General features: G+C 44.8%; 26 protein-coding genes. All 26 read left to right on the top strand.

Features of this window, described 5'->3' with window-relative positions:
- Nucleotides 1-10 precede the first annotated feature (10 nt).
- The 26 genes from ACAW68_06365 to trxA all read left to right on the top strand — a co-directional run bounded on the left by ACAW68_06365 (nt 11) and on the right by trxA (nt 23,023).
- Nucleotides 11-262 carry an IreB family regulatory phosphoprotein gene (locus tag ACAW68_06365; protein ID XGA15107.1) on the top strand — a complete coding sequence of 84 codons (252 nt, stop codon included), beginning with the start codon at nt 11-13 and terminating at the stop codon, nt 260-262.
- Between the two features lie 30 nt (nt 263-292).
- A complete protein-coding gene (gene ruvX / locus ACAW68_06360) occupies nt 293-727 on the top strand; it encodes a Holliday junction resolvase RuvX (GenBank protein XGA15106.1) in 435 nt (144 codons plus the stop codon).
- Nucleotides 728-740: 13 nt separating this feature from the next.
- Nucleotides 741-1,025: a DUF1292 domain-containing protein gene (locus tag ACAW68_06355; GenBank protein ID XGA15105.1), complete on the top strand. Its 285-nt coding sequence runs from the start codon at nt 741-743 to the stop codon at nt 1,023-1,025.
- Nucleotides 1,026-1,090: 65 nt separating this feature from the next.
- Nucleotides 1,091-1,375 carry a DUF1292 domain-containing protein gene (locus ACAW68_06350; GenBank protein XGA15104.1) on the top strand — a complete coding sequence of 95 codons (285 nt, stop codon included), beginning with the start codon at nt 1,091-1,093 and terminating at the stop codon, nt 1,373-1,375.
- Nucleotides 1,376-1,463: 88 nt separating this feature from the next.
- Nucleotides 1,464-2,093 (top strand): ComEA family DNA-binding protein, encoded by a 630-nt coding sequence (locus tag ACAW68_06345; protein ID XGA15103.1) that lies wholly within the window; start codon nt 1,464-1,466, stop codon nt 2,091-2,093.
- 19 nt (nt 2,094-2,112) lie between these two features.
- A complete protein-coding gene (locus ACAW68_06340) occupies nt 2,113-4,347 on the top strand; it encodes a ComEC/Rec2 family competence protein (GenBank protein XGA15102.1) in 2,235 nt (744 codons plus the stop codon).
- A gap of 63 nt (nt 4,348-4,410) precedes the next feature.
- Entirely contained in the window at nt 4,411-5,433 is a 1,023-nt protein-coding gene (gene holA, locus ACAW68_06335) for a DNA polymerase III subunit delta (protein XGA15101.1), read from the top strand.
- A gap of 140 nt (nt 5,434-5,573) precedes the next feature.
- Nucleotides 5,574-5,843 carry a 30S ribosomal protein S15 gene (rpsO, locus tag ACAW68_06330; GenBank protein XGA15100.1) on the top strand — a complete coding sequence of 90 codons (270 nt, stop codon included), beginning with the start codon at nt 5,574-5,576 and terminating at the stop codon, nt 5,841-5,843.
- A 54-nt stretch (nt 5,844-5,897) separates the two neighbouring features.
- Complete coding sequence (gene rpsT, locus ACAW68_06325; protein ID XGA15099.1) at nt 5,898-6,152, top strand: 30S ribosomal protein S20; 255 nt, start codon at nt 5,898-5,900, stop codon at nt 6,150-6,152.
- 123 nt (nt 6,153-6,275) lie between these two features.
- The gene (locus ACAW68_06320) at nt 6,276-6,632 is read left to right on the top strand and encodes a hypothetical protein (GenBank protein XGA15098.1); all 357 of its coding nucleotides are present in this window, start codon (nt 6,276-6,278) and stop codon (nt 6,630-6,632) included.
- A gap of 105 nt (nt 6,633-6,737) precedes the next feature.
- Nucleotides 6,738-8,681: a ribonuclease J gene (locus ACAW68_06315; protein ID XGA15097.1), complete on the top strand. Its 1,944-nt coding sequence runs from the start codon at nt 6,738-6,740 to the stop codon at nt 8,679-8,681.
- Between the two features lie 54 nt (nt 8,682-8,735).
- Nucleotides 8,736-9,653 carry a hypothetical protein gene (locus tag ACAW68_06310; GenBank protein XGA15096.1) on the top strand — a complete coding sequence of 306 codons (918 nt, stop codon included), beginning with the start codon at nt 8,736-8,738 and terminating at the stop codon, nt 9,651-9,653.
- A gap of 214 nt (nt 9,654-9,867) precedes the next feature.
- Complete coding sequence (gene tuf / locus ACAW68_06305; GenBank protein XGA15095.1) at nt 9,868-11,055, top strand: elongation factor Tu; 1,188 nt, start codon at nt 9,868-9,870, stop codon at nt 11,053-11,055.
- 170 nt (nt 11,056-11,225) lie between these two features.
- Complete coding sequence (locus ACAW68_06300; GenBank protein XGA15094.1) at nt 11,226-11,762, top strand: ClbS/DfsB family four-helix bundle protein; 537 nt, start codon at nt 11,226-11,228, stop codon at nt 11,760-11,762.
- A 134-nt stretch (nt 11,763-11,896) separates the two neighbouring features.
- Nucleotides 11,897-12,334: a nucleoside 2-deoxyribosyltransferase gene (locus ACAW68_06295; GenBank protein XGA15093.1), complete on the top strand. Its 438-nt coding sequence runs from the start codon at nt 11,897-11,899 to the stop codon at nt 12,332-12,334.
- A 136-nt stretch (nt 12,335-12,470) separates the two neighbouring features.
- Entirely contained in the window at nt 12,471-13,760 is a 1,290-nt protein-coding gene (gene tig, locus ACAW68_06290; protein ID XGA15092.1) for a trigger factor, read from the top strand.
- A gap of 172 nt (nt 13,761-13,932) precedes the next feature.
- Nucleotides 13,933-15,186, top strand: a complete 1,254-nt coding sequence (gene clpX / locus ACAW68_06285; GenBank protein ID XGA15091.1) for an ATP-dependent Clp protease ATP-binding subunit ClpX — start codon at nt 13,933-13,935, stop codon at nt 15,184-15,186.
- 18 nt (nt 15,187-15,204) lie between these two features.
- Nucleotides 15,205-15,834, top strand: coding sequence for a ribosome biogenesis GTP-binding protein YihA/YsxC (gene yihA, locus ACAW68_06280; protein XGA15090.1), 630 nt, complete (start codon nt 15,205-15,207; stop codon nt 15,832-15,834).
- 161 nt (nt 15,835-15,995) lie between these two features.
- On the top strand, nt 15,996-17,621 hold the full coding sequence (locus ACAW68_06275) for a peptide ABC transporter substrate-binding protein (protein XGA15089.1): 1,626 nt from the start codon (nt 15,996-15,998) through the stop codon (nt 17,619-17,621).
- A gap of 66 nt (nt 17,622-17,687) precedes the next feature.
- Nucleotides 17,688-17,948: a hypothetical protein gene (locus ACAW68_06270; protein XGA15088.1), complete on the top strand. Its 261-nt coding sequence runs from the start codon at nt 17,688-17,690 to the stop codon at nt 17,946-17,948.
- 80 nt (nt 17,949-18,028) lie between these two features.
- Nucleotides 18,029-18,259, top strand: a complete 231-nt coding sequence (gene zapA, locus ACAW68_06265; protein XGA15087.1) for a cell division protein ZapA — start codon at nt 18,029-18,031, stop codon at nt 18,257-18,259.
- Nucleotides 18,259-18,801, top strand: coding sequence for a CvpA family protein (locus tag ACAW68_06260; protein ID XGA15086.1), 543 nt, complete (start codon nt 18,259-18,261; stop codon nt 18,799-18,801). The genes zapA and ACAW68_06260 overlap by 1 nt, the downstream gene beginning before the upstream one ends.
- A 32-nt stretch (nt 18,802-18,833) precedes the next feature.
- Nucleotides 18,834-21,209: an endonuclease MutS2 gene (locus ACAW68_06255; protein XGA15085.1), complete on the top strand. Its 2,376-nt coding sequence runs from the start codon at nt 18,834-18,836 to the stop codon at nt 21,207-21,209.
- A gap of 173 nt (nt 21,210-21,382) precedes the next feature.
- Nucleotides 21,383-21,850 (top strand): pyridoxamine 5'-phosphate oxidase family protein, encoded by a 468-nt coding sequence (locus tag ACAW68_06250; protein ID XGA15084.1) that lies wholly within the window; start codon nt 21,383-21,385, stop codon nt 21,848-21,850.
- Nucleotides 21,851-21,974: 124 nt separating this feature from the next.
- The gene (locus tag ACAW68_06245; GenBank protein ID XGA15083.1) at nt 21,975-22,622 is read left to right on the top strand and encodes an SdpI family protein; all 648 of its coding nucleotides are present in this window, start codon (nt 21,975-21,977) and stop codon (nt 22,620-22,622) included.
- A gap of 89 nt (nt 22,623-22,711) precedes the next feature.
- On the top strand, nt 22,712-23,023 hold the full coding sequence (gene trxA, locus ACAW68_06240) for a thioredoxin (protein XGA15082.1): 312 nt from the start codon (nt 22,712-22,714) through the stop codon (nt 23,021-23,023).
- The last annotated feature ends 306 nt before the right edge of the window (nt 23,024-23,329 follow it).

Raw genomic sequence — 23,329 nt, 5'->3', positions numbered from 1 at the left:
GAGGCTGCATATGAGTTCATTGGATAATACAGCTGTTTTTGATTTTGGTAACAACCAAGATCACGACGTGCGTAAGACGCTTGAAATTGTATACGCCGCATTGGAAGAAAAGGGTTACAACCCAATCAACCAAATCGTTGGTTATTTGATTTCAAACGACCCAGCGTACATTCCACGTGTTAATGATGCACGTAACTTGATTCGCAAGTTCGAACGTGATGAAATCATTGAAGCACTTGTGAAGGATTACTTGGCTAAGTAATCTGATTCAGAAAGGAATGGTCGATTAATAATGGGACGAATTATGGGACTTGATGTCGGGTCACGCACAGTTGGTGTGGCGGTTTCTGACCTGCTTGGTTGGACGGCACAAGGTGTTGAAATCATTCGCATTAATGAGGATGAAAAAGAGTTCGGTATCGACCGTATGAAGGAACTAGTAGCCCAATTTGAGCCAACTGGCTTTGTACTTGGTCTACCAAAGAACATGAATAATACATCTGGTCCGCGTGTTGAAGCAGCGCAAGCCTATGGTGAATTGCTAACGGAAACTTTCGGGTTGCCAATCGATTTCCAGGACGAACGCTTGACGACGGTTGAGGCAGAACGTATGCTTGTTGAAGAAGCCGACGCGTCTCGTAAGAAGCGCAAGCAGGTAATTGATAAGTTGGCAGCTGCCTTGATTCTCCAAAACTATTTGGATCGCAAAGGCCCACTTGTAAAGTAAGAGGTAAATTGAGATGGATGAAGAGCAAGACATTATCACGTTGATCGATGACAATGGCGACGAGCAACTTTTCGAAGTATTGTTCACGTTTAAGTCAGAAGATTACGGTAAGTCATACATCGTCTTGTACCCAGCCGGTGCAGGCGAAGATGAAGAAGTAGAGATGTTGGCATACATCTTTGACCCAGACGAGACTGCAGAGTCTACTGAGGGTGGTTTGACGCCAATCGAAGACGACGATGAGTGGTCAATGGTTGAAGAGCGTTTGAACCAATTCTTGGACGAACAAGAAGACTAATTTTAGTACAATTGATGGCCGGTGATGAATCGGCCATTTTTTGTTAAAAGCGAAAGGAAGCCGACATGAACGAAGCTGAATTGTTTATTTTGACTGACGAAGAAGGCAACGAGCACGAATTTATCGAGTTGTTCTCTTTTGATTCAGAAGACTTTGGTAAGTCATACATCATCCTTGGCCCTGCTGATGCAGCCATGGAAGGTAATGACGAAGAAGAAGTTGGTATCATGCCATTCATCTATAACAAAGATGACGAAGAAGGTATGTTGCAACCAATCGAGACAGAAGAAGAATTTGATATGGTTGAAGAAGTGATGAACACCATCTTCAACGATCCAAACTTGCAATAGAAATGATTTGCGACGAATTTTGCGATTCGTCGCATTTTTTTTGGACTTTTTGTCGGTTTTCGCCTCTTTATTACTGGAGGGGAAATAAATGACGACTTTAAAAGCACTCTATTATCGGTTCCAACACGTGATTTTCTTCTTTAGCGGGCTGGTGGCAGTGGGCATCGGCTTGATTATTTGGTGGCAGTGTTCACAGACAAAACCGGTCTTGCCTCGTGATGTCTCGCCGAGCATCGCGGCAGATCAATCTTCGCAAATAACAAGTAGCGTTAGTAGGTCAGTAAGTACAACAACCGCCAAAGTAGTGATTGATGGCAAAGGAGCGGTGTATCGACCAGGGGTTTATAAATTCAATAATGGTCCGATTATGGCTGAGGTTCTAGAAAAAGCAGGTGGTACATTGCCGACGGTTGACCGAACGCGGTTGAATTTAGCGGCACCGTTAGTTAATGGCCAGGTGTTATATGTGCCGAACGGAACGGAAGACGTCCCTGAGCAGTACCCGTTGCCTGGGCGAGCGACGGCAACGAGTGGCGATGCAAGCAACGAGACGATCAATCTAAACACGGCGACGTTGGCAGAACTACAACAACTACCTGGGGTTGGCGCTAAGCGGGCACAAGACATTATTGACCAACGAGAAACGATGGGTGGTTTTAAAACGGTGCTGATTTACAAGAAGTGTCCGGGATTGGTGAAAAAACGTTTGCGAAATTAGAGCCATTGGTCACGGTGTAATGAACGGCTATTGGTTAGTAATTGGTTTGTTAGTTGGCGCACTAAACGTTGTGATTTGTCATCAATTTTGGTGGGCCGTGCCGATGTTGGTCTGGGGACTTATTTTATTGGTGAGTCGTTTTACAAAACGATTGTGTCTAACCGTTTTGATTGTGGTGAGCTATGGGGCTTTTTTCAGTGCCCATCAGATGAAATTGGATCGACTTAACGAACAACCGATTGGCGATGTTCAGACTACCGTGATGGTTTATCCAGACGAATTGCATTTCACTGGTACGACGATTACTGGGTTTGCGACGTTGCCAAATAAAGAACGTGTGCGCCTAACCTGGTTCTGCAAGGAAGAAAAGCCGTTTCGGGACTTGCAACAACGCCATGATGCGGTCGTTATTGCTGGGACTGGTCGATACGAAAAGATTGCACCACGGCGTAACGCGTTCACCTTTGATCCAATGGGCTATTGGCGAAGTCGTGGCATTATGCACCAACTTGTTTTGACACAGGGTGAGATAAGGCAAACTTACGTACCCGCGAACGCAGGTGAATTCTTTGTAGGCCAAATTCGAACTTGGCATAGTCGACTGGTGACGTGGTTTGAACAGCTGCCACCTGGTTTACGTGATTACGGCGAGACATTGTTTCTGGGGTATACCCGCCGGGATTTTTATGATGATAACCTGGGTATTCAAAAAATGGGATTAGTCCATTTGTTTAGTATTTCTGGATTTCAAGTGGCAGGCTTGTATGTGATTTGGCGTCGCATAGGCCGGTGGCTAGGTGTGACGCGTGAACGGTCATTATTGATCGTGCAAGTGCTGTTACTTGGCCTGCTGTTATTTGCGGGTGGCGTACAATCGTTGGTCAGAGCTGTTTTGTTGGCCCTGATCCAAGCGTGGCGAGAATTGGGATGGTTACGGTTGTCAGCAGTCGATGCCTGGGGAATTGCGCTACTGGGCGGCCTTATCTTAGAACCGGGTGTTTTGCATAACCTAGGTGGCCAACTGTCCTACTTGTTGACGTTTGGCTTGTTGTGGCTTGAAGGTAAACCGGGATGGTGGCAGTGTGTCTTCTTGTCGTCGTTAATTTTGCCGTTATTGCTGTGGCACACATATGCTTGGCATCCAATTGGTATCGTAGCGAACTTGATTGCCATGCCACTATTCACGTGGCTTGTGATTCCTGTTTTAACCGTGGGCATACTTGCAGCGTGGTTAAACATTGTGGTTCTAACTAACTGGTGTAATACATTTATTGAAGGGATACGTTGGACGATTGCACAAACGGAAGGCTTGCCAGGTGAATTAACGTTTGGACAGCCGCCGGTGTTGTTATGTGCAATCGTTTTAATCGGTACGCTAGTTTGGTTAGCAGTTCGACAACGTTGGTTAGTGGGCATTTTAGGAACTATCTACGGCGTTATGCTGTTATTGCCTAACGTTCTGCCTGGCGGGTTTGCGACCTTTGTGGATGTCGGTCAGGGAGACGCAACCATCATTAAGCATCGTGCTAATCAAGTGATGATGGTTGACGTTGGTGGCAAACTGCAATTACCACAGCCTGATTGGGCCGTACCACGCAAGACTGATTTTCAAGCGCAACAGTTGGCACAGTATCTAAAAGGTAACGGTATTACTAAAATTCAACACTTAGTGCTCACTCACAAAGATGTCGATCACATCGGTAATCTGCCACATTTTTTGAAACTGGTGCAGGTTGAGACAATTTATGTGCCGCTGGGGATGAAACAGACTGAAGCGTACAAACGATTAATTACACCTTATCTAGGGACAACTGAAGTGCAAGAGGTTCGCGCTGGCATGCGTTTAAATGATTGGACAACGGTTCATCATCCATTTGAAGCGGGAACTGGTGAAAATGAAGATTCGGTTACGTTGCTCGTGAACGTTGGGCCTAAACACTTAATGATGACAGGTGATTTGGACCAGGCTGGTGAGGAGCGAATGATTCAGAACGACCGATTAGGAAAAGTAGACCTTCTGAAGTTGGGACACCACGGTTCGAAAACGAGTACTGCGCCAGCATTTGTGCAGGCATTAAAACCAAAAATTGGTGTTGTTTCTGCTGGTGTGAATAATCGATTCGGTCACCCGAACAAAGAAACGTTGATCACGACCAAGCGACAGGGGATGACGGTGTTTAATACAGCTAAAAGTGGTATGTTGCAGTACCGTTGGTGTGGCAATCGCGATTGGTGGCAAGCTGAAATCAAGTAGCTATTCACGTTCGAGGGGCAACATGATACAGTAGAGATACGATTAAAACGAGGAGGCGTGGGCATGGCTTATACGCTGAAAGATGTGCAACAAGACGTTGCAAAGCAAACATTGCAGCCGATTTACCTCATTCAAGGTACGGACCAATATTTGCTTGATCAAGTTCGTGCGGCGTTTGTGAGTCTGATTCCAGACGAAGACCGCACGTTGAATTTAGCGCAATTTGATATGCGTGAAACGGCGTTGGGCATCGCAGTTGATGATGCGCGGTCAGTGCCGTTCTTCGGTGACCGACGTGTCGTCATTATCGATGATGCCTACTTCTTGACTGGGGAGAATCCACGAACGAAGGTCGAACACCACGTTGAAGACTTGTTGGCTTACGTTGAGCATCCCGAACCACAAACGGTCTTGGTGATTTTTGCACCATATGAGAAGCTTGATAGTCGTAAGAAGATTGTTAAGTTGCTTAAAGAGAAAGCTGCGTATCTAGCGTTCGGTGACTTAACTGAAAAAGATGTGCGCAGCATGATTAGCGACAAGTTGCGTCAAGGTGGTTTTGAAATGTCAGGACCAGCGATGCAATTATTGATTCGTTTGACGAACATGTCGTTAACACAGATTATGTCTGAGCTCGATAAGTTGATGCTATATGCCTATGATACGAAGCAAATTGACGAACAAGCCGTTGATGCCTTGGTAACGCGTACGCTGAGTGAAAATATCTTCGACTTAATTAATGCGCTGTTGAACCGTAAGCTAACGCGCGCTGTGGAGTTGTACCATGAATTGGTCGAGAGTGGCGAGGCACCCTTGCGATTGCACGCAGCGTTGCTAGGACAATTCCGCTTGTTGTTGCAGGTGAAGTCATCAACTCAAAGTGAATCAGGTACGGCATCAATGTTGAAGGTAAATCCATACCGTGTAAAGCTTGGCCGTCAGACGGTCCGTCGCTTCAGTTATACCGCACTGGCTAAGGCTTATCTGGGGCTAGTTGATATGGAAGAACAGCTGAAATCAACGGCACGCGACCCTGAATTACTCTTTGAATTATTCGTGTTGCGTTACCAAGCTGATATTGCCTAGGATTTCTACTTGCATCAAGTTAGAAAGTTTAGTATTATATTTGAAGTGCAAAAGCACACGACCTTTTACGATGTTTGACGGTTCACCGTCGTCCTACGTTGTTTTAGGCGACTATATATTAAGAAAGGTGGATATCCAACATGGCTATTTCTGCACAACGCAAGAATGAAATCATCAAGGAATTCGCACGTCACGAAGGTGATACTGGTTCAGTTGAAGTTCAAGTTGCAGTTTTGACTGCTGACATCAACGAATTGAACGCACACATGTCAGAGCACAAGCACGACTTCCACTCACAACGTGGGTTGATGAAGAAGATCGGTCACCGTCGTAACTTGTTGCGTTACTTGCGTGACAACGACGTTCAACGTTACCGTGAGTTGATCCAAAAGCTTGGATTGCGTCGTTAATTTTTACATTAACAACGTACGTTATTTTGACATTTATCATCGGAGGGAAAAGCGATGCCAATTATTGAGTCATCAATCCAACGTGCCCGCTTGAACAAGGTGCAACGCGAGCGTAACATCTCACAATTGAGTGCATACCGTACTGAAGTGAAGAAGTTCCGTAAGGCTGCTGAAGCTGGTGCAGACAACTTGCAAGAGTTGTTTGTTAACGCTACGTCAGCTATCGATCGTGCCGCATCAAAGGGCTTGATTGCTAAGAACAAGGCTTCACGTGACAAGTCACGTTTGGCAGCTTTGTTGAACAAGTAATTTATTACTTGCGATAGCAAACTGAAAAAAGACCAACATCTTCGGGTGTTGGTCTTTTTTGTTGTGTTCATAAAATAACAAAAACTCAATGCTAAACTGAATCACCTATAAGGGGATCAGAAAATGAAATTCAAATTTGCCTTAGGTATCGTTATAACAATGATATTTTCAGTGATCATTACCATTGACGTACTTTATATGCCAATAAAACTAGCGTTAGAAAGTTCTGGAAATTTTTTGGAACCGTCAACACCACCGACGCAAGCTGAAAACTTCAATTTTTTCGCGAAGCTATTGTTAATTGAGATTGTGCCACCAATCATACTGACGGTGATTAATATCATCATCACAAAATCAATCGGCAAAGAGAGTACCGAAATGCAAACTAGATTTGTTATTAGCAGTTTTGTTGCTTTCTGGGCGACGCCACTTTTGTTTGTGGTTCTGGGGCAAAAGGTGTCAGAAATATTGCAGATATAATTTTCTTGTTGTTGGTGGGGTAGGCATTGTGTGGTAAACTGTTAATAAATCATACAAACGTTTGGGTTGTGCTGACCCGTGAAATATAACGAGAATAGGAACATTATGGCTACGACATTAAGTATTATGCCGTTCGGTGGTGTACGTGAAAATGGAAAGAACATGTACGCAGTTACCGTCGGTGAAGACATTTTTATTTTGGATGCAGGGTTGAAGTACCCAGAAAGCGATTTGCTAGGAGTTGACGTTGTCATTCCTGACTTTGCCTACTTGGTAGAGAACGCAGATAAGATTGCCGGTGTCTTTTTGACACACGGACACGCAGATGCAATTGGTGCATTGCCTTACTTGTTGAGCGAGGTTAAGGTACCGGTCTTCGGATCAGAACTAACGATTGAATTGGCTAAGTTGGCTGTGGAAGCAGAGCCTGAAGCAAAGGGGTTTGATGATTACCACGTGGTTCGTGGTAACTCAGAAGTATCATTTGGGGATGTGACCGTTTCATTCTTTGAGACGACACACACGATTCCAGAATCACTTGGAATTGTTATTGAGACGCCAGAAGGACAAGTTGTCTACACTGGTGATTTTAAGATTGATACAACGGCGTTGCCATATTACCGTACTGATTTGGCACGTTTGGCACAAATTGGTGCTAAGGGTGTTATCGCTTTGCTTGCTGATGCAGCAGGTACAGCCAGCTACGGTTTGGCAGCCCACGAATCTGAATTGGGTAGCTACGTTTTGGATACGTTCCGCGGTCACACTGAGGGTCGTATCATCATTGCTGCAGTTGCTTCAAACATCCAACGTATCCAACAAGTTATCGACGCAGCCTTTAAGGTTGGTCGTAAGATTGTGATTTCTGGAAACGACTTGGAAAAGGTTGTTCGTACAGCTTTGCGTTTGAAGAAGTTGCACTTGCCAATGCCTGAAAATGAACTGTTTGTTTCTTTGAAGAACTTGAGCAAGTTGGAGCCTAACGAGACGGTTATCCTTGAAACGGGTAAGATGGGTGAGCCAATTCGTCACTTGCAACGTATGGCGCAAGGTGATGATCGTAACATCCAAATCCAAGAAGGTGACTTGGTCTTTATTACGACGACACCTTCAACGGCTATGGAAGGTTACGTGGCACGTACGCGTGACATGTTGTTCCGTGCCGGTGCAACGGTTAAGCAAATTTCAACGGATAAGAAGTCTTCAGGTCACGCATCTAAGGAAGATTTCCAACTTTTGTTGAACTTGTTGAAGCCTAAGAACGTTATCCCTGTGCAAGGTGAATACCGTGTCTTGAATGCAGCTTACAAGGCTGCTGAACAAGTTGGTTACGATGATAACCACGTCTTCTTGCTTGCCAAGGGTGATAACCTTCGCTGGGATGGCGAAGAGATGTACTTGGGTGGTTCAATCCAAGTTGGCTCAACGATGATCGACGGTTCTGGTGTCGGTGATATCGGTTCTATCGTTTTGAACGACCGCCGCATCTTGTCAGAAGACGGTGTATTCATTGCCGTTGTGACGATTGATCGTAAGAAAAAGAAGATTATCTCAAAGCCAAAGATTGATTCACGTGGATTCGTTTATGTGAAGACGTCACGTGATTTGATTCGCGAGGCTGGTGACTTGGTTGAAACGACCGTTGCTGAAGGTATCAAGAACGCCAAGGAATTCGACTGGGGTAACCTTAAGAACTCTGTTCGCGATGCATTGGGTAAATTCTTGTACGAGCAAACACGTCGTAAGCCAGTGATTTTGCCAGTTATCATGGAAGCTAACCAAAATGGTCGTCGTCGCAAGCGTTCAGCAAGCAAGACGAACGCAAAGAAGGCTGATGCTCCTGAAGCAAACAAGTCACAAAAGCAAAACAACAAGCCTAAGAAGAAGCAGAACGCAAATGCTAATAAGCCAACGCCTGCTAAGAATAATAATAATCAACCTGCTAAGCCAGCTGAAAATGGAGCGGAGGTCGCTAAGAAAAAGAAGCGTCGTCCACGTCGTCGTAAGCCAAAGGCAACGCAAGGTGAGTCAGCACCATCAGCTGAATAAAACACAAGCGTCGATTCTAACGGGTCGACGCTTGTTTGTTAGGAAGGATGCATCATGAACGAAGAACAAACGCAACGTTACGAACTGCTATTAGCAAAAGGAAAAGAAGCTTATGAGAATCATGCATTCTGTCCAGCGCTGGATGCATTTGATGAAGCATATGATTTGCAACAAACGCCAGAACTTAATCAATTGATTACACGCGTGCTATTAGCGGATGGTCAATTCAAGACGGCACAATTGTTTGCGGATGAATTCATTGATTCATATCTAGAAAGTGCCGAGTTAGCGGAGTTATATGTGACGGTGGCATTAAAGAATCAACAATTTATTGCCGCACGAGAATTTGTGACGTGGGTGGCACCAGAAGTTGCGACGACATTAACGGCTGAAATCGAGACTGCCGAAGAAACTTTTAGAACGGAACAAAAGGCAACGTTGAACACGATTGCCCGTCAGTTCTATCACCTAAGTGACGGGGATGCCGTTAACCAGAAAGAACGTCTAATTGCTGCTGACAAGTTGCCACTTCGCGAATACCTGGTTGGTGCACGTTTTGCATTGGTTGATCCGTTCTTGCCAGCAATTGCCCGTGTGACCGTGCTAGACAAGCTACGCCGCTTACAAGTGACCGAGTCAGTTGAGATGACCTGGTTGGATGAAAAGACCCTCATAATCGTGCCAAATGAGTTGCAATCACTAGATGACATGCCACTTTTCCAAACAGTGGTGGCGACGTTATCTGGTTATGAACATGAAATTGGCCCGGCTACGGTACACGCTTTGGTTGAACAAGCCCGTTTGATGTTGATGATTGCTTATCCAGCAATTGATCGCGTTGTTGAGAACCCACGCGCTTGGGCAGCTGGTTTAATGGCGGAGACGATGGGTGAAAATGCCCCAGTGGAGCCGGTTGAACAACAATCTTGGCGGGCAAAATTAGGGCAAGAAATGATGGGATTAATGCCTTAAAAAAACTATTTTGAAATTGATAGTCGAATTTAGGTAAAAAATATTTACAAAAATCGCCAAGTTATATATAATAATTCCAGTCTCATATAGAGAAATTACAAAGATTTTCGCACCAAGTTGTTTTAGTTCTGTAAGGAATGTAGTATAATACTATTTAAGCAATAAGGGTTAGCCCATTTAAGGGCTAACATGCGAATATTAGGAGGACAAGCTTTTGGCTAAGGAAAATTTCGAGCGCACTAAGCCTCACGTTAACATTGGAACTATCGGTCACGTCGACCACGGTAAGACTACTTTGACTGCCGCTATCTCAAAGGTATTGGCTGACAAGGGATTGGCTGAGCAACAAGACTTTGCTGCTATCGACGCTGCTCCTGAAGAGCGTGAGCGTGGTATCACGATCAACACTGCTCACATCGAGTACGAGACGGAAGCTCGTCACTACGCCCACATCGACGCCCCTGGTCACGCGGACTACGTTAAGAACATGATCACTGGTGCTGCCCAAATGGACGGTGCTATCTTGGTTGTTGCTTCAACTGACGGTCCTATGCCACAAACTCGTGAGCACATCTTGTTGGCTCGCCAAGTTGGTGTTGACTACTTGGTTGTGTTCTTGAACAAGGTTGACTTGGTTGACGACGAAGAGTTGGTTGACTTGGTTGAAATGGAAGTTCGTGAATTGTTGTCAGAGTACGATTTCCCTGGGGATGATATTCCAGTTATCCGCGGATCAGCTTTGAAGGCTTTGGAAGGTGACCCAGAACAAGTTAAGGTTATCGAAGAGTTGATGGACACTGTTGACTCATACATCCCAACGCCAGAGCGTGACACTGACAAGCCATTCTTGATGCCTGTCGAAGACGTATTTACGATCACTGGTCGTGGTACTGTTGCTTCAGGTCGTATCGACCGTGGAACTGTTAACTTGAACGATGAAGTTGAAATCGTTGGTTTGCACGAAGACGTTCGTAAGACTGTTGTTACTGGAATCGAAATGTTCCGTAAGTCAATGCAACAAGGTCAAGCTGGTGATAACATCGGTGCATTGTTGCGTGGTGTTGATCGTAAGGAAATCGAGCGTGGTCAAGTTTTGGCTAAGCCTGGTTCAATCCAAACGCACACTAAGTTCTTGGCCGAAGTTTATGTTTTGACTAAGGAAGAAGGAGGCCGTCACACGCCATTCTTCACTAACTACCGTCCACAATTCTACTTCCACACGACTGACGTTACGGGTGTAGTTCAATTGCCAGAAGGCGTTGAAATGGTTATGCCTGGTGACAACGTAACATTCGATATCGAATTGATCGCACCAGTTGCCATCGAAAAGGGATTGAAGTTTACGGTTCGTGAAGGTGGACGTACTGTCGGTGCCGGAACTGTTTCAGAAATCAAGGACTAATTTTACGGTTAACGTAGAATTTTCCAATGTAGCTTAGGCTGCTCAAAAAAGAGAGTTATGACATATTCGTATGTCATAACTCTCTTTTTGTTTATCCAGGCAGATTGTTGGGCGTTTCGTCTAACGGATGGTATTCTGACCGTAAGATTACTTGATACGGGGGAATAACCATGGCGAGACCGAAGACGAAAGCGGAGTTATTAACTGCATCAGAACAGCAATTTGAGAAGATGTGGCAATTAGTTGATGCCATGCCAGAAGAAGAACAAACTGCGACCTTTGCTTTTGGGGCTGATATGGGCAAGGAAGCACATTGGGGACGCGATAAGAATGTCCGTGATGTCTTAGTTCATCTCTATGAATGGCACCAGTTACTATTGCGATGGGTGAACGCAAATCTAAATGGTGATCAGCAACCATTCTTGCCAGCACCCTATAATTGGAAAACGTATGGTGAGATGAATGCTGGCTTCTGGGAACAACACCAGGAGACCACACTAGCGGATGCAAAGGTCATGCTACATGAAAGCCACGACAAAGTAATGGCGTTGATTACGGACTTTTCCGATGAAGCATTGTTTACCAAACAGTATTTTTCATGGACGGGGACAACAACGCTTGGTAGCTATTGTATTTCAGCCACAGTTGCACATTATGAATGGGCAATAAAGAAGCTTAAAGTACATAAGAAAACTTACCAGGCGTAATGACTGGTATGACAAGGTTCTTGGTATTCACATGAATTCAAGAGCCTTTTTTCTGTAAATTTTGTTGCTCACGACCAACGCAAATGTGATAGAGTAGCTTATACACTTTTTTCAATGAAGAGGAGCTTTAAACAATGCAAATTTATTTGGCAGCACCATTCTTTAGCGATGAGCAAATTGATCGTGTCGCACGTATTGAGGCAGCCCTAGAGGCTAACCCAACGGTGACTGATTTCTACTCACCACGCCACCACCAAAAGACAGATAACCCAGAGTACACGCCAGCATGGGCTGCTGAAGTATTCCGTCGAGATGTCACACAAGTGTTGGACGCTGACGCATTGGTTGTTGTTGCTGATTTCCGTGATGATGACGCTGATTCAGGAACAGCCTTTGAAGCTGGTATGGCATGGGCATTGAAGAAGCCAGTGATCATGGTCGAAGAGACGGACTACAAGACTAACTTGATGTTGACGGAGTCATTGACGGCCTTCGTTAACAAGGCTGAAGATTTGGCAACTTATGACTTTAAGAACTACCCAGAGTCAAAGTTTGAAGGTCAACTTTTCTAAGTTCGTTTTTGTCGGGAAAATGTCGTGTTTTGGCCTACATTTATTGCCAAATAACGGTTTTTCCGGTAAACTTATAAAGTATGTAAAGATAATATATGTCGTCGGTCTTTAACCGGTGACTATTGGAGGAATAAACATGGCAAACGCAGTTTTCACTAAGGGTGAAGGCAACAAGGGAACGATCAAGTTCGAAGTTCCTGTTGACGTATACGAAAAGGGTATCGACGCCGCATTTAACGACGTTAAGAAGCAAATTACGGTTCCTGGTTTCCGTAAGGGTAAGATGCCTAAGCAAGTCTTTTTCCAAATGTACGGTGAAGAGTCATTGTACCAAGACGCTTTGAACGTTGTATTGCCAGATGTATTTGCTGATGCAGTTGCTGAAGCAGGTGTTACGACTGTTGGTCAACCAAAGATCGACGCAGAGTCAATGAACAAGGGTGAAGCTTGGGTTTTGACTGCTGAAGTTGAATTGGCACCAGAAATCGAATTGGGCGAGTACAAGGGTGTTAAGGTTCCTGCATCAGACGTTACTGTTTCTGATGAAGAATTGGATGCTGAAATCACTCGTTTGCAAGAAGGTCAAGCAGAATTGGTTTTGGTTGACGCTCCTGCAAAGAACGGTGACACGGTTGTTATCGACTTCGTTGGTTCAGTTGACGGTGTTGAGTTCGACGGTGGAAAGGGTGAGAACTACTCACTTGAATTGGGTTCAGGCTCATTCATCCCTGGCTTCGAAGACCAATTGGTTGGTGCCAAGGCCGAAGACGTTGTTAACGTTAACGTAACGTTCCCAGAAGAATACCAAGCTGCTGACTTGGCAGGTAAGGACGCTTTGTTCGTTGTTACTGTGCACGAAGTTAAGGCTAAGGAAGTTCCAGCTTTGGACGACGAGTTCGCAAAGGACATCGACGAAGAAGTTGAAACTTTGGCAGAATTGAAGGACAAGGTTAAGGCTCGCTTGACGACTTCTAAGGAAGACGCAGCTAAGGATGCCAAGGAAGACGCAGCTATCGCAGCTGTTGTTGACAACGCATCTGTTGAAGGTGGTCAAATTCCTGACTCAATGATTCACGAAGACGTTCACCGTCAAATGAACCAATTCTTTGCTTCAATGCAACAACAAGGTATCTCACCAGAGTTGTACTACCAAATCACTGGTTCATCAGAAGATGATTTGCACAAGCAATACGAAGAAGGTGCTGAGCGTCGTGTAAAGACGAACTTGGTATTGGAAGCTATTGTTAAGGCAGAAAACATCAAGCCATCAGCTGACGACATTGCTGCTGAAGTAAAGTCATTGGCTGACCAATATGGTATGGACGAAGCTGCTGTTCGCGGTGCTTTGTCAGACGACATGTTGTCACACGACATTGCTATCAAGCAAGTTGTTGACATGATCGTTGATAACGCTGTTGAAGCTTAATTCAATTAAACGTTAAACAAAAGAGGTTAGACTTTTTCGAGTCTAACCTCTTTTTGCAGTGTTACACTATATAAGGTCTAAGAATATCGTATTAAAAAACACAAAATCTCTGGTACAATAGTAGGTAACTTACGTTTAGTCTAACGTTTAAAAACTTACAGGAGGTTGAACAGTGTTTAATACTACCGATAATTCAAACGGCATTGCCTACTGTTCATTCTGTGGTAAGGCTTCTACTGAAGTGAAGAAGCTTATCGCAGGGCCTGGCGTATACATTTGTAACGAATGTGTGGCTTTGGCACAAGATATTATTAATGAAGATTTGCAACAAGATGCATTGGAGCGCACATTGACTTTGAAAACACCACGTGAAATTGTCGATAACTTGAATTCATACGTTATCGGACAAGACGAAGCTAAGCGTACTCTTGCAGTTGCCGTCTACAACCACTACAAGCGCGTTAACGCGATGTTGACGGGCGAAACTGGGGCTGAAGGTGTTGAACTGCAAAAGTCAAACATCGCCATGATCGGACCTACTGGGTCTGGTAAGACGTACATCGCACAATCAATGGCTAAGCTATTGAACGTGCCATTCGCAATTGCGGATGCCACGACTTTGACTGAAGCTGGATACGTCGGAGAAGACGTTGAAAACATTCTATTGAAGTTGATCCAAGCCGCCGACTACGATGTCGAGCGTGCTGAAACTGGTATCATCTACATCGACGAAATTGACAAGATTGCCAAGAAGGCCGAAAACGTTTCAATTACGCGAGACGTTTCTGGTGAAGGTGTGCAACAAGCCCTTTTGAAGATGCTAGAAGGTACGATTGCTAACGTTCCGCCTCAAGGAGGACGTAAGCACCCTAACCAAGAGTTTATTCAAATCGATACGACGAACATTTTGTTCATCGTAGGTGGTGCCTTTGCAGGTATCGAACAAATGGTTAAGGAACGTGTTGGTGCGAAGGTTATTGGATTCGGAACGGATTCAAAGACGCAACAATTCAACACGTCAGACAAGTCAATCATGCAACAAGTTGTGCCTGAAGACTTGATGAGCTTTGGTTTGATTCCAGAATTCATTGGTCGTTTGCCAATTTTGACTGCTTTGGAAGAATTGACTGAAGACGATTTGGTTCGCATCTTGACGGAGCCTAAGAACGCGTTGGTTAAGCAATACCAAGCTTTGTTGGCTCTTGAAGGTGTTGCTTTGACGTTCACGCCTGAAGCTTTGAAGGCTATGGCCCACTTGGCTATCGAGCGTGAGACGGGAGCCCGTGGCTTGCGTTCAATCATCGAAGAAACGATGCGTGACGTGATGTTCGACGTACCTTCACGTGATGACGTTAATGGCGTTATTATTACGGAAGGTGCCGTTTTGAACCACGAGCAACCTGAATTGGTCACTGAACAAGCATAATTTAACGGAGGATTTATCATGGAAGTACACAATGTCGAAATGGTAATGTCTGCCGTTCGTGCGAGCCAATACCCAACTGATGGGTTGCCAGAAGTGGCTTTTGTGGGTCGTTCAAACGTTGGTAAGTCATCATTGACGAACGTTTTGATTAACCGCAAGTCATTTGCTCGCACGTCATCACAACCAGGTAAGACGCAAACGTTGAACTTCTACAAGGTAGAGGATCAAATTTTCTTCGTCGACGTGCCTGGTTACGGTTATGCCAAGGTGTCAAAGAAGGCGCGTGAAGAATTCGCTGTGATGATCGGTGAATACTTGCGCACACGTGAGCCTTTGAAGGGAATTGTACAACTTGTTGATGCACGTCACATGCCTTCTAAGGAAGACATCGAGATGTACAACTGGTTGACGTCAGACGACATTGGCTTGCCAGTGCTTGTTGTTGCGACGAAGGCCGACAAGATTTCACGCGGTAAGTGGAACAAGGCTGAAGCTGGCATCAAGCGTGGGTTGCAATTCAACCCCGATGTTTCTGACTTTGAGATTTTCTCATCAGAAACGAAGTATGGTAAGGACAATGTTTGGGATTGGCTAGAAGCTCGTATGCTAGATGGTACGGACTTCGATCCTGAAGAATTCGAAGACTAATAATTATACCCATGTCATTTATTGGCATGGGTATTTTTTGTATGTAAAACGGTTAGATTGCAACCGTTTTCAGATGCAAATTCGATGAAATAAGCGCTATTCTTTGAATTCAATCTCACACGGCGGTACTATTTAGTCATCGCTTAGGAGGGCATTCGAGTATGAATAAAGTAGTTAAGGGAGCAGCACTTGCATCAGCAAGTCTAATTTTTGGATCAATCGTGGTACCAACGGCAACGCAGGCCGCCACATATAAGACAATCAATTGGACGGAGACTGCACAACTCGGTACGATGGACCAAGCAAAGTCATCTGCTGCAGTTGATTTTGATGCCATGCAAGCCATTGGGGATGGTTTGTACCGTAATGATAAGAACAGCACACCACAATTGGCATTGGCTGAATCAGTTGAAAAGTCTGATGACGGATTGACGTACACATTCAAGCTTCGTCCAAATTTGAAGTGGTCAAATGGGGATGCCTTGACGGCCAACGACTTCGTTTATGGTTGGCAACGTACCAACAATCCAAAGACGGCGTCAACGTATGCCTATCTATTCTCAGGTATTAAGGGCGCTGATGACATTCAGTCAGGCAAGGACAAGAACTTGGATGATTTGGGTGTAAAGGCGCTGGATGACACGACTTTGCAAGTCACGCTAGACAAGCCAATGCCACAGTTGGAATCAATTTTAACTATGGCACCATTCTTCCCACAAAATAAGGCTTTCGTTGAAAAGGCCGGTAGCAAGTACGGTACGACGGCTAAGTACACGTTGTCATCTGGTCCATTCGTCATGAAGGGTTGGAGTGGTTCGAACAACAAGTATACGTTGGTGAAGAACAAGCAATACTGGGATGCAAAGGCGGTTAAGACGCCTAAGATTGTCGTGCAAGCGATTAAGGACCAAAACACTGGTTATAACTTGTATAAGGCTGGTAGCGTCGACTTCACGAACTTGTCACCTGACCAAGTCACGGCGTCAAAGAATTCAAAGGCCTACAAGGTGATTCCATCAGCCACAACGGCTTATGTAGAATTCAATCAAAAGAATTATCCGGTCTACAAGAACGTGAAGATTCGCCAAGCGATGTCTTATGCCATTGATCGTAAGACGTTGGCAAATAAGATTTTGACTGGAACGGCTACACCGGCAACGACGTTCACGGCTGCCAAATTGGCTAAGGATCCAAATACGGGCGAAGATTTTGCCAAGTCAGCAGCTGTGCCTGGCGCAATCGCGTATGACAAGACCAAGGCTAAGCAGTTGATAAAGGAAGGCCTTAAAGAGACTGGTAAAAAGAAGTTATCTGTCCAATTGTTGGCTGATGACACAGATGCTTCAAAGCGTATGGCCCAGTTCATCCAAGCCCAATGGCAAAAGTTAGACAACGTGAAGGTAACCATCAAGGTGGTACCATTCAAGCAAAGTTTGGCTTTGTCCGAGGCCAAGAAGTTCCAAGTAGTCATTGACCGTTGGGGCGCTGACTACGCGGATCCATCATCATTCTTGGATTTGGCAACGACGAATTCAGACTTCAACTATGGTAGCTGGAGTGACCAAACGTATGATGACGCCGTGAACGCAGCCAAGACAACCGATGTGAACGACCCTAACAAGCGTTACGAAGACTACAAGACAGCTGAGCAACAGATTGAAAAGCAAGTTGGTGTTGCGCCACTTTACTACCAATCATCAGCCACGTTGATGCGCCCATCAGTTAAGAATGTGGTGCTGAACCCAGTTGGATCACCATACGACTGGAAGTGGGCCTACAAGAAGTAACCAGCATTAAATGGTATACTGGTATCGAGAAGAGGGCTCAGCTACCGTAGAAAGTAGGTAACGATAATGCAAGCGAAGCATGGTACACAAATTGTGGATGTCTGGCAGATTTCAGATGACATGTCACCAGCTGTTTGGGTGCAAGACGCATTCAAACAAGGACTACTCCACTGGGATGCACGTGAAGAAAACACTTTGATGCTCAATGCACCTTGGTCGGTTGCAATGGGGGCGTGTGGTGACTTTCTAACACGTGATGGGCAGGAATTGCGCATCGTGAATGAAAAAGAATTCGAAAAAGATTATCAGGTAATCGATAATCAATAGCATCGACCGGAAAGCGCTGAAATATCAGCGCTTTTTTGCTATACTGGTAGTTATGAATAAACAAGAAGAGGAAAGACAACATGGCAGAAAAGACACGTTTTAAAGGCGAAATTCTAGGTAAAGAAATCATAATTACAGCGGCTGAATCACAAGCACACATGAAGGCTGTTTTTGAATTGGCTAACCAACAATTGGACCAAATGAAGCAATTGGCACCCAAGTTGTCAGATGACCAACTCCTAACATTGTTGGCCATCAACGCCTTGTCAGACCAATTGAAGATGCAAGCTGAGAAGGATCACGCTGAATAATGAACTTGCTGTCAATTATTATTGCAGTATTGCTTCTGGCGGCGGTGCTACGTGGTCGTTACCTAGGTTTCGTCCGTAGTTTACTGACGTTAGGTGGCCGTTTTGTGGTTTACGCAGTGGCTGTATTGATGTCACACCGTTTGGGAAGCTGGATTCACGAAACATTTTTGATGACCGTGCAAGCACGCTGGGCGGCCAACGGCGTACCCGATTTTGTTTCTGATAAAGCCAATGAATTTTTAGCATCTGGCTTAGCGTTTGGACTCATTATGGTGATTGGAACGTTCATTGTGCGTTCGATCGAGCGTAGTTTGCGTTTCATTAACCAGGTACCCTTGCTTGGAACGGTTAATCGTCTAGCAGGTATGTTGGTTTACGGCCTTTTAGTCTACGTTGAAATCTTCTTTGTTTTACAATTAACACAGACATGGGAAATCCCTTGGTACCACGATGCGATGATTCAGTCACCCATCGCCCAATGGATTTTGAATCAGACACCTTACTTCTCAGATGCCATCTATCAATGGTGGATTCTCCAGTAGGGATTAATAAGAGATATTAGAGGTTAAGACACATGAATAAGAAAGTCTTAGCAACCCTTGAGTATGAAGCGGTAAAGGCCCAATTGCGACCATACCTCTCAACGGCTGCTGGTGAAAATGAGTTGCGCAACTTGTTGCCAACTGCAGATGCCAACGAAATGCAAACGTGGTTGGCAGAAACGTCAGACGCAGCTAAGGTGCTACGCTGGCAAGGTGGGATTAACATTCCAAAGTTGGCGGATGTTAAGCCACACATGCAACGTTTGAAGATTGATGCGTCATTGAGTGGGACCGAATTGGCGCAAGTCGGACGCGTGCTGTTTACGACGGGACAAATGCGTTTGTTCTTCGAAAACTTGGTGGAAGATCGCGGTGAGCCATTGGCTGCCTTGCGTCCTTACTACACGCGTTTGGTGGTTATGCAAGATTTGACGCGTCGTGTGAATACGGCGATTGATGGGGATGGTCGTGTGACCGATGAAGCCTCACCAGAATTGCACCGTGTGCGTCAAGCCATCACGTCAACGGAAAATGCCATCCGTCAAAAGATGCAAGATTACACACGTGGCAAGTCAGCGCAATACTTGTCTGACCCAATCGTGACGATACGTAATGATCGTTATGTTATTCCAGTTAAGACGGAATACCGTAGTCACTTCGGTGGTGTCGTGCACGACCAATCACAAACGGGGCAAACGTTGTACATCGAGCCTGGTGATGTGGTTGACATGAACAACCGCTTGCGTGAGCACTACATCAAGGAGCGTCACGAAGAAGAGCGTGTTTTGGCTGAATTGTCAGCCATGTTGCGCCCTGAAGCCGACAACATTCAAAAGAATGCTGAAGTTTTGGGTCACTTGGACTTTGTGAACGCTAAGGCTCGTTATGCTGCTGCTACGAAGTCACAAGAGCCTGAGTATAGCCCGGAGAACCACGTGCGTTTGTTGCAAGCGCGTCACCCATTGTTGGACCCACAAAAGGCTGTGGCCAACGATATTATCATTGGTGAAGACTACAAGGCCATCATCGTCACGGGTCCTAACACCGGTGGTAAGACGATTACCTTGAAGACGTTGGGCTTGTTGCAATTGATGGCCCAATCAGGGTTGTTCATTCCAGTTGCTGAGTACTCAACAGTTGGTTTGTTCAAGGAAGTCTTTGCGGACATTGGTGATGAGCAATCAATCGAGCAATCATTGTCAACGTTCTCATCACACATGGTGAACATCGTTGAAATCTTGAAGCAAATTGACGCTGATTCATTGGTGCTATTCGACGAATTGGGTGCCGGAACTGATCCGCAAGAAGGAGCAGCTTTAGCCATGTCAATTTTGGATGCCGTGGGTGCCAAGGGTTCATACACTGTTGCCACGACTCACTACCCTGAGTTGAAGGTTTACGGCTACAACCGCGTTGATACCATCAATGCCTCAATGGAATTTGACGTTGAAACATTGCGTCCAACGTACAAGTTCTTGTTGGGAATTCCTGGTCGTTCAAACGCCTTGGAGATTTCAAAGCGTTTGGGCTTGGATCAAAGCATCATCGATGCGGCAGCCTCATTGACGACGGAAGATTCACAAGAATTGAACGACATGATTGCCGACTTGGTTGAACGTCGTAACGCCGTGTTGGCCCAACAAGTGCAATTGGCCCAACAAGTCATCGAAAATCGTCAAATGAAGAACGATTACGAGCAAAAGCTTGAAAAGATGGAAACTGAGAAGGCTCGCACACTTGAAGAAGCCAAGAAGGAAGCAAACCACATCGTTGCTGATTCACGTAAGAAGGCTGATAAGATTATAGCTGATTTGCGTAAGATGCAACTTGATGGTGTGGCCGTTAAGGAAAACAAGTTGATGGATGCCAAGGGTGCCTTGAACGCCATGCGTCAAGAACCATCAGCTGAAAACAACCGTGTTTTGCGTAAGGCTAAGAAGGCGAAGAGCCAAAACATCGAAGCCGGCGATACGGTTTTGGTGCGTGAGTACGGTCAACAAGGTACGGTTAAGCGTAAGCTCAAGGACGGTAAGTTTGAAGTCCAAATGGGTATCTTGAAGATGGTGCTTGCTGAAGATGAAATCGAAAAGCAAAACGTTGCCGAAGTGAAGTCAGAGCAAAAGGCTGCGCCAAAGCCACGTGTTAACACCAGCAAGGCCGTTAACCGTGCGAACGCATCAGCAACACTTGATTTGCGTGGACAACGCTATGAAGCTGCCATGAGCGAGCTTGATCAATTTATCGATCGCGCATTGCTAAACAACTTGCCTTCCGTTGAAATTATTCACGGTAAGGGAACTGGTGCAATCCGCCAAGGTGTGCAAGAATACTTGCGTTCACACCGTGCCGTGAAGAACTTCAACTTCACGGGTCCTGATCAAGGAGCCACGTACGCTGAACTAGGTTAATACTGAATGAAGACCAGCAATTCGTTGCTGGTCTTTTTGTAAACCTTGACGTATTTGTGGCCAATTCTTAAACCCGCAATAAAACATACCGAATCCAGGTGTTTATATCAGTTTTTCATTTAAGAGTTAGTTATAATAACCACAAGGAACTAACTAAAGGGAGTAATAAAATTATGGCAGAAGCAAATTTGGATACCAAAGCATTGTTGGAGAAGTACTTGCGTGATTCACACGTTTTGAACTTGGCAACAGCCGTTAACAACCGTCCATCAAACCGTGACGTCTTTTATTTGACGCCCGATGAGTTGACGGACTACATTTACATCACAACGACGCGCAACTCAAACAAGATGGCTGAAATTGAGGCTAACCGATTTGTTGCGTTCACGACGGTGCCAACTGATGAGGACAATGGGGTAGTCACATCAAACAAGGCTGAAATTCATTTGACGGACAAGTCAATTGATGACGTCGCAGAATTGATTGAAAACCAAATTCCAAACTGGATGGATGTTGCTGGAGAAGCAAAGGACAGCTTTGTTGTGTTGAAGTTGTCATTTAGCTCAGTCAAGATCTTCGGTGATCAAGGAATCAGTTCATTGTTGTTGAACGAAGAAGGCGTTGCTGAAGAAGCAATGTAATACTGACTAGAAAAGAATGTCCAATTGGGCATTCTTTTTTCTTTATTGCGGTTGTTTCGCAAATTGGGCATATGTATTCGGTACAGTAAAAGCATTAAGACTTACGGGAGAGAGTATTAGTATTATGCCTTTTACAAAACGAATTATTGCTGGGTCAACGTTAATCACGCTGTTGCCAATTTTATTTGGTGCCGTTCTGTATCAGCAGTTGCCTGATCGCATGCCCACACATTTTGCAGCAGATGGTTCTGTCACAGCGACTATGCCCAAGTTGGCAGTGGTGCTCGGATTACCGTTGATATTTGTCATCATAAATGTCATCATCTTGGTATTTATGAATGCTGACCCGAAGAATAAACACTTAACTGGCTTTCCAGTGGCAATTATTATCGCGAGCCTAATTCCGTTTATTACGGTCGCAACGATGTTAATGGTGGATGTCTTAGCGCTTGGCTACCGAGTTCAAATCACAACGGTGGTGATGTTTATTTTAGGCATTGTGTTTATCGCCATAGGCTTGGTACTACCGAAAGTAGATACCAGTTACACCATTGGTATTCGCACGCCCTGGACGCTGTCAAACCGCAATAATTGGCGCATGGTGCATCGTTTAGGTGGTCGCTTGTTCATTGGTGCCGGAATCTTGCTATTCGGCTGTGCGGGCTTTAATCACACACCAATTTTCTTAACGATTCTGGTCATCATTATCTTGATTGTTGTCATCGTCCCAATTGTTTATTCATATCTGCTTTGGCGCCAATCTAACCGTTAATTTGAGGGATTAAATGCCTATTCGACAAATCGGACACTTGGCGTTATACTAAGCTTACATTAGAAAATAATGAGGGAGGAACGCTAATTATGGCAGTTCAAGATATTACGGATGCAACATTCGAACAAGAGACAAATACAGGGGTAACGTTGACTGATTTCTGGGCAACGTGGTGTGGTCCTTGCCGCATGCAATCACCTGTTGTTGAAACGGTAGCTGAATCAATGCCTGACGTAAAGTTCAACAAGATGGATGTTGATCAAAACCCTGCCACGGCCCAAGAATTTGGTATCATGGCGATTCCAACGCTCCTTGTAAAGAAGGATGGCGAAGTGGTTGAACGCTTGACTGGTTTCACACCAGCACATCAACTAGAAGCAATTTTGGCAAAGTATGCCTAACGGTTAAACGAGATGTTTATGCATCTCGTTTTTTATTTGGACCAGTTCACGATGTGGACTGGTCTTTTTTATTATCAAGTCATCTAATTGTACTGACAAATAAAAAGTTGGAAACAAAGTGGCCATGTAAAAGTCTGAAATTGTACGCACAACAAAAAGTGCAACTTTCACAAAAATGTTCGTGAATTATATAACAATCAAGATGATGAATGCCTGAAACACAAGCTATTCCCGACGTTTGGACGGAAATTTGACCTTTGTAACTGATTTGAGACGATTTTTTGGCGTCAGTGAAATTAATTAATT

Source organism: Weissella confusa, from assembly GCA_041871065.1.
GTDB classification, from domain to species: domain Bacteria; phylum Bacillota; class Bacilli; order Lactobacillales; family Lactobacillaceae; genus Weissella; species Weissella confusa_A.
Note: the sequence above shows the minus strand (reverse complement) of the source record. Positions and strands in the feature narration are given on the sequence as shown.

Bases quoted from the DNA above. Each gene is read 5' to 3' on its own strand.
- tig (XGA15092.1), top strand. From the start codon at position 12,471: ATGGCAAACGCAGTTTTCACTAAGGGTGAAGGCAACAAGGGAACGATC.
- ruvX (XGA15106.1), top strand. From the start codon at position 293: ATGGGACGAATTATGGGACTTGATGTCGGGTCACGCACAGTTGGTGTG.
- ACAW68_06365 (XGA15107.1), top strand. From the start codon at position 11: ATGAGTTCATTGGATAATACAGCTGTTTTTGATTTTGGTAACAACCAA.
- ACAW68_06315 (XGA15097.1), top strand. From the start codon at position 6,738: ATGGCTACGACATTAAGTATTATGCCGTTCGGTGGTGTACGTGAAAAT.
- trxA (XGA15082.1), top strand. From the start codon at position 22,712: ATGGCAGTTCAAGATATTACGGATGCAACATTCGAACAAGAGACAAAT.
- ACAW68_06355 (XGA15105.1), top strand. From the start codon at position 741: ATGGATGAAGAGCAAGACATTATCACGTTGATCGATGACAATGGCGAC.
- holA (XGA15101.1), top strand. From the start codon at position 4,411: ATGGCTTATACGCTGAAAGATGTGCAACAAGACGTTGCAAAGCAAACA.
- ACAW68_06295 (XGA15093.1), top strand. From the start codon at position 11,897: ATGCAAATTTATTTGGCAGCACCATTCTTTAGCGATGAGCAAATTGAT.
- rpsO (XGA15100.1), top strand. From the start codon at position 5,574: ATGGCTATTTCTGCACAACGCAAGAATGAAATCATCAAGGAATTCGCA.
- zapA (XGA15087.1), top strand. From the start codon at position 18,029: ATGGCAGAAAAGACACGTTTTAAAGGCGAAATTCTAGGTAAAGAAATC.
- ACAW68_06275 (XGA15089.1), top strand. From the start codon at position 15,996: ATGAATAAAGTAGTTAAGGGAGCAGCACTTGCATCAGCAAGTCTAATT.
- rpsT (XGA15099.1), top strand. From the start codon at position 5,898: ATGCCAATTATTGAGTCATCAATCCAACGTGCCCGCTTGAACAAGGTG.
- ACAW68_06270 (XGA15088.1), top strand. From the start codon at position 17,688: ATGCAAGCGAAGCATGGTACACAAATTGTGGATGTCTGGCAGATTTCA.
- ACAW68_06345 (XGA15103.1), top strand. From the start codon at position 1,464: ATGACGACTTTAAAAGCACTCTATTATCGGTTCCAACACGTGATTTTC.
- ACAW68_06255 (XGA15085.1), top strand. From the start codon at position 18,834: ATGAATAAGAAAGTCTTAGCAACCCTTGAGTATGAAGCGGTAAAGGCC.
- yihA (XGA15090.1), top strand. From the start codon at position 15,205: ATGGAAGTACACAATGTCGAAATGGTAATGTCTGCCGTTCGTGCGAGC.
- ACAW68_06340 (XGA15102.1), top strand. From the start codon at position 2,113: ATGAACGGCTATTGGTTAGTAATTGGTTTGTTAGTTGGCGCACTAAAC.
- ACAW68_06300 (XGA15094.1), top strand. From the start codon at position 11,226: ATGGCGAGACCGAAGACGAAAGCGGAGTTATTAACTGCATCAGAACAG.
- ACAW68_06310 (XGA15096.1), top strand. From the start codon at position 8,736: ATGAACGAAGAACAAACGCAACGTTACGAACTGCTATTAGCAAAAGGA.
- ACAW68_06245 (XGA15083.1), top strand. From the start codon at position 21,975: ATGCCTTTTACAAAACGAATTATTGCTGGGTCAACGTTAATCACGCTG.
- ACAW68_06320 (XGA15098.1), top strand. From the start codon at position 6,276: ATGAAATTCAAATTTGCCTTAGGTATCGTTATAACAATGATATTTTCA.
- ACAW68_06350 (XGA15104.1), top strand. From the start codon at position 1,091: ATGAACGAAGCTGAATTGTTTATTTTGACTGACGAAGAAGGCAACGAG.
- ACAW68_06260 (XGA15086.1), top strand. From the start codon at position 18,259: ATGAACTTGCTGTCAATTATTATTGCAGTATTGCTTCTGGCGGCGGTG.
- ACAW68_06250 (XGA15084.1), top strand. From the start codon at position 21,383: ATGGCAGAAGCAAATTTGGATACCAAAGCATTGTTGGAGAAGTACTTG.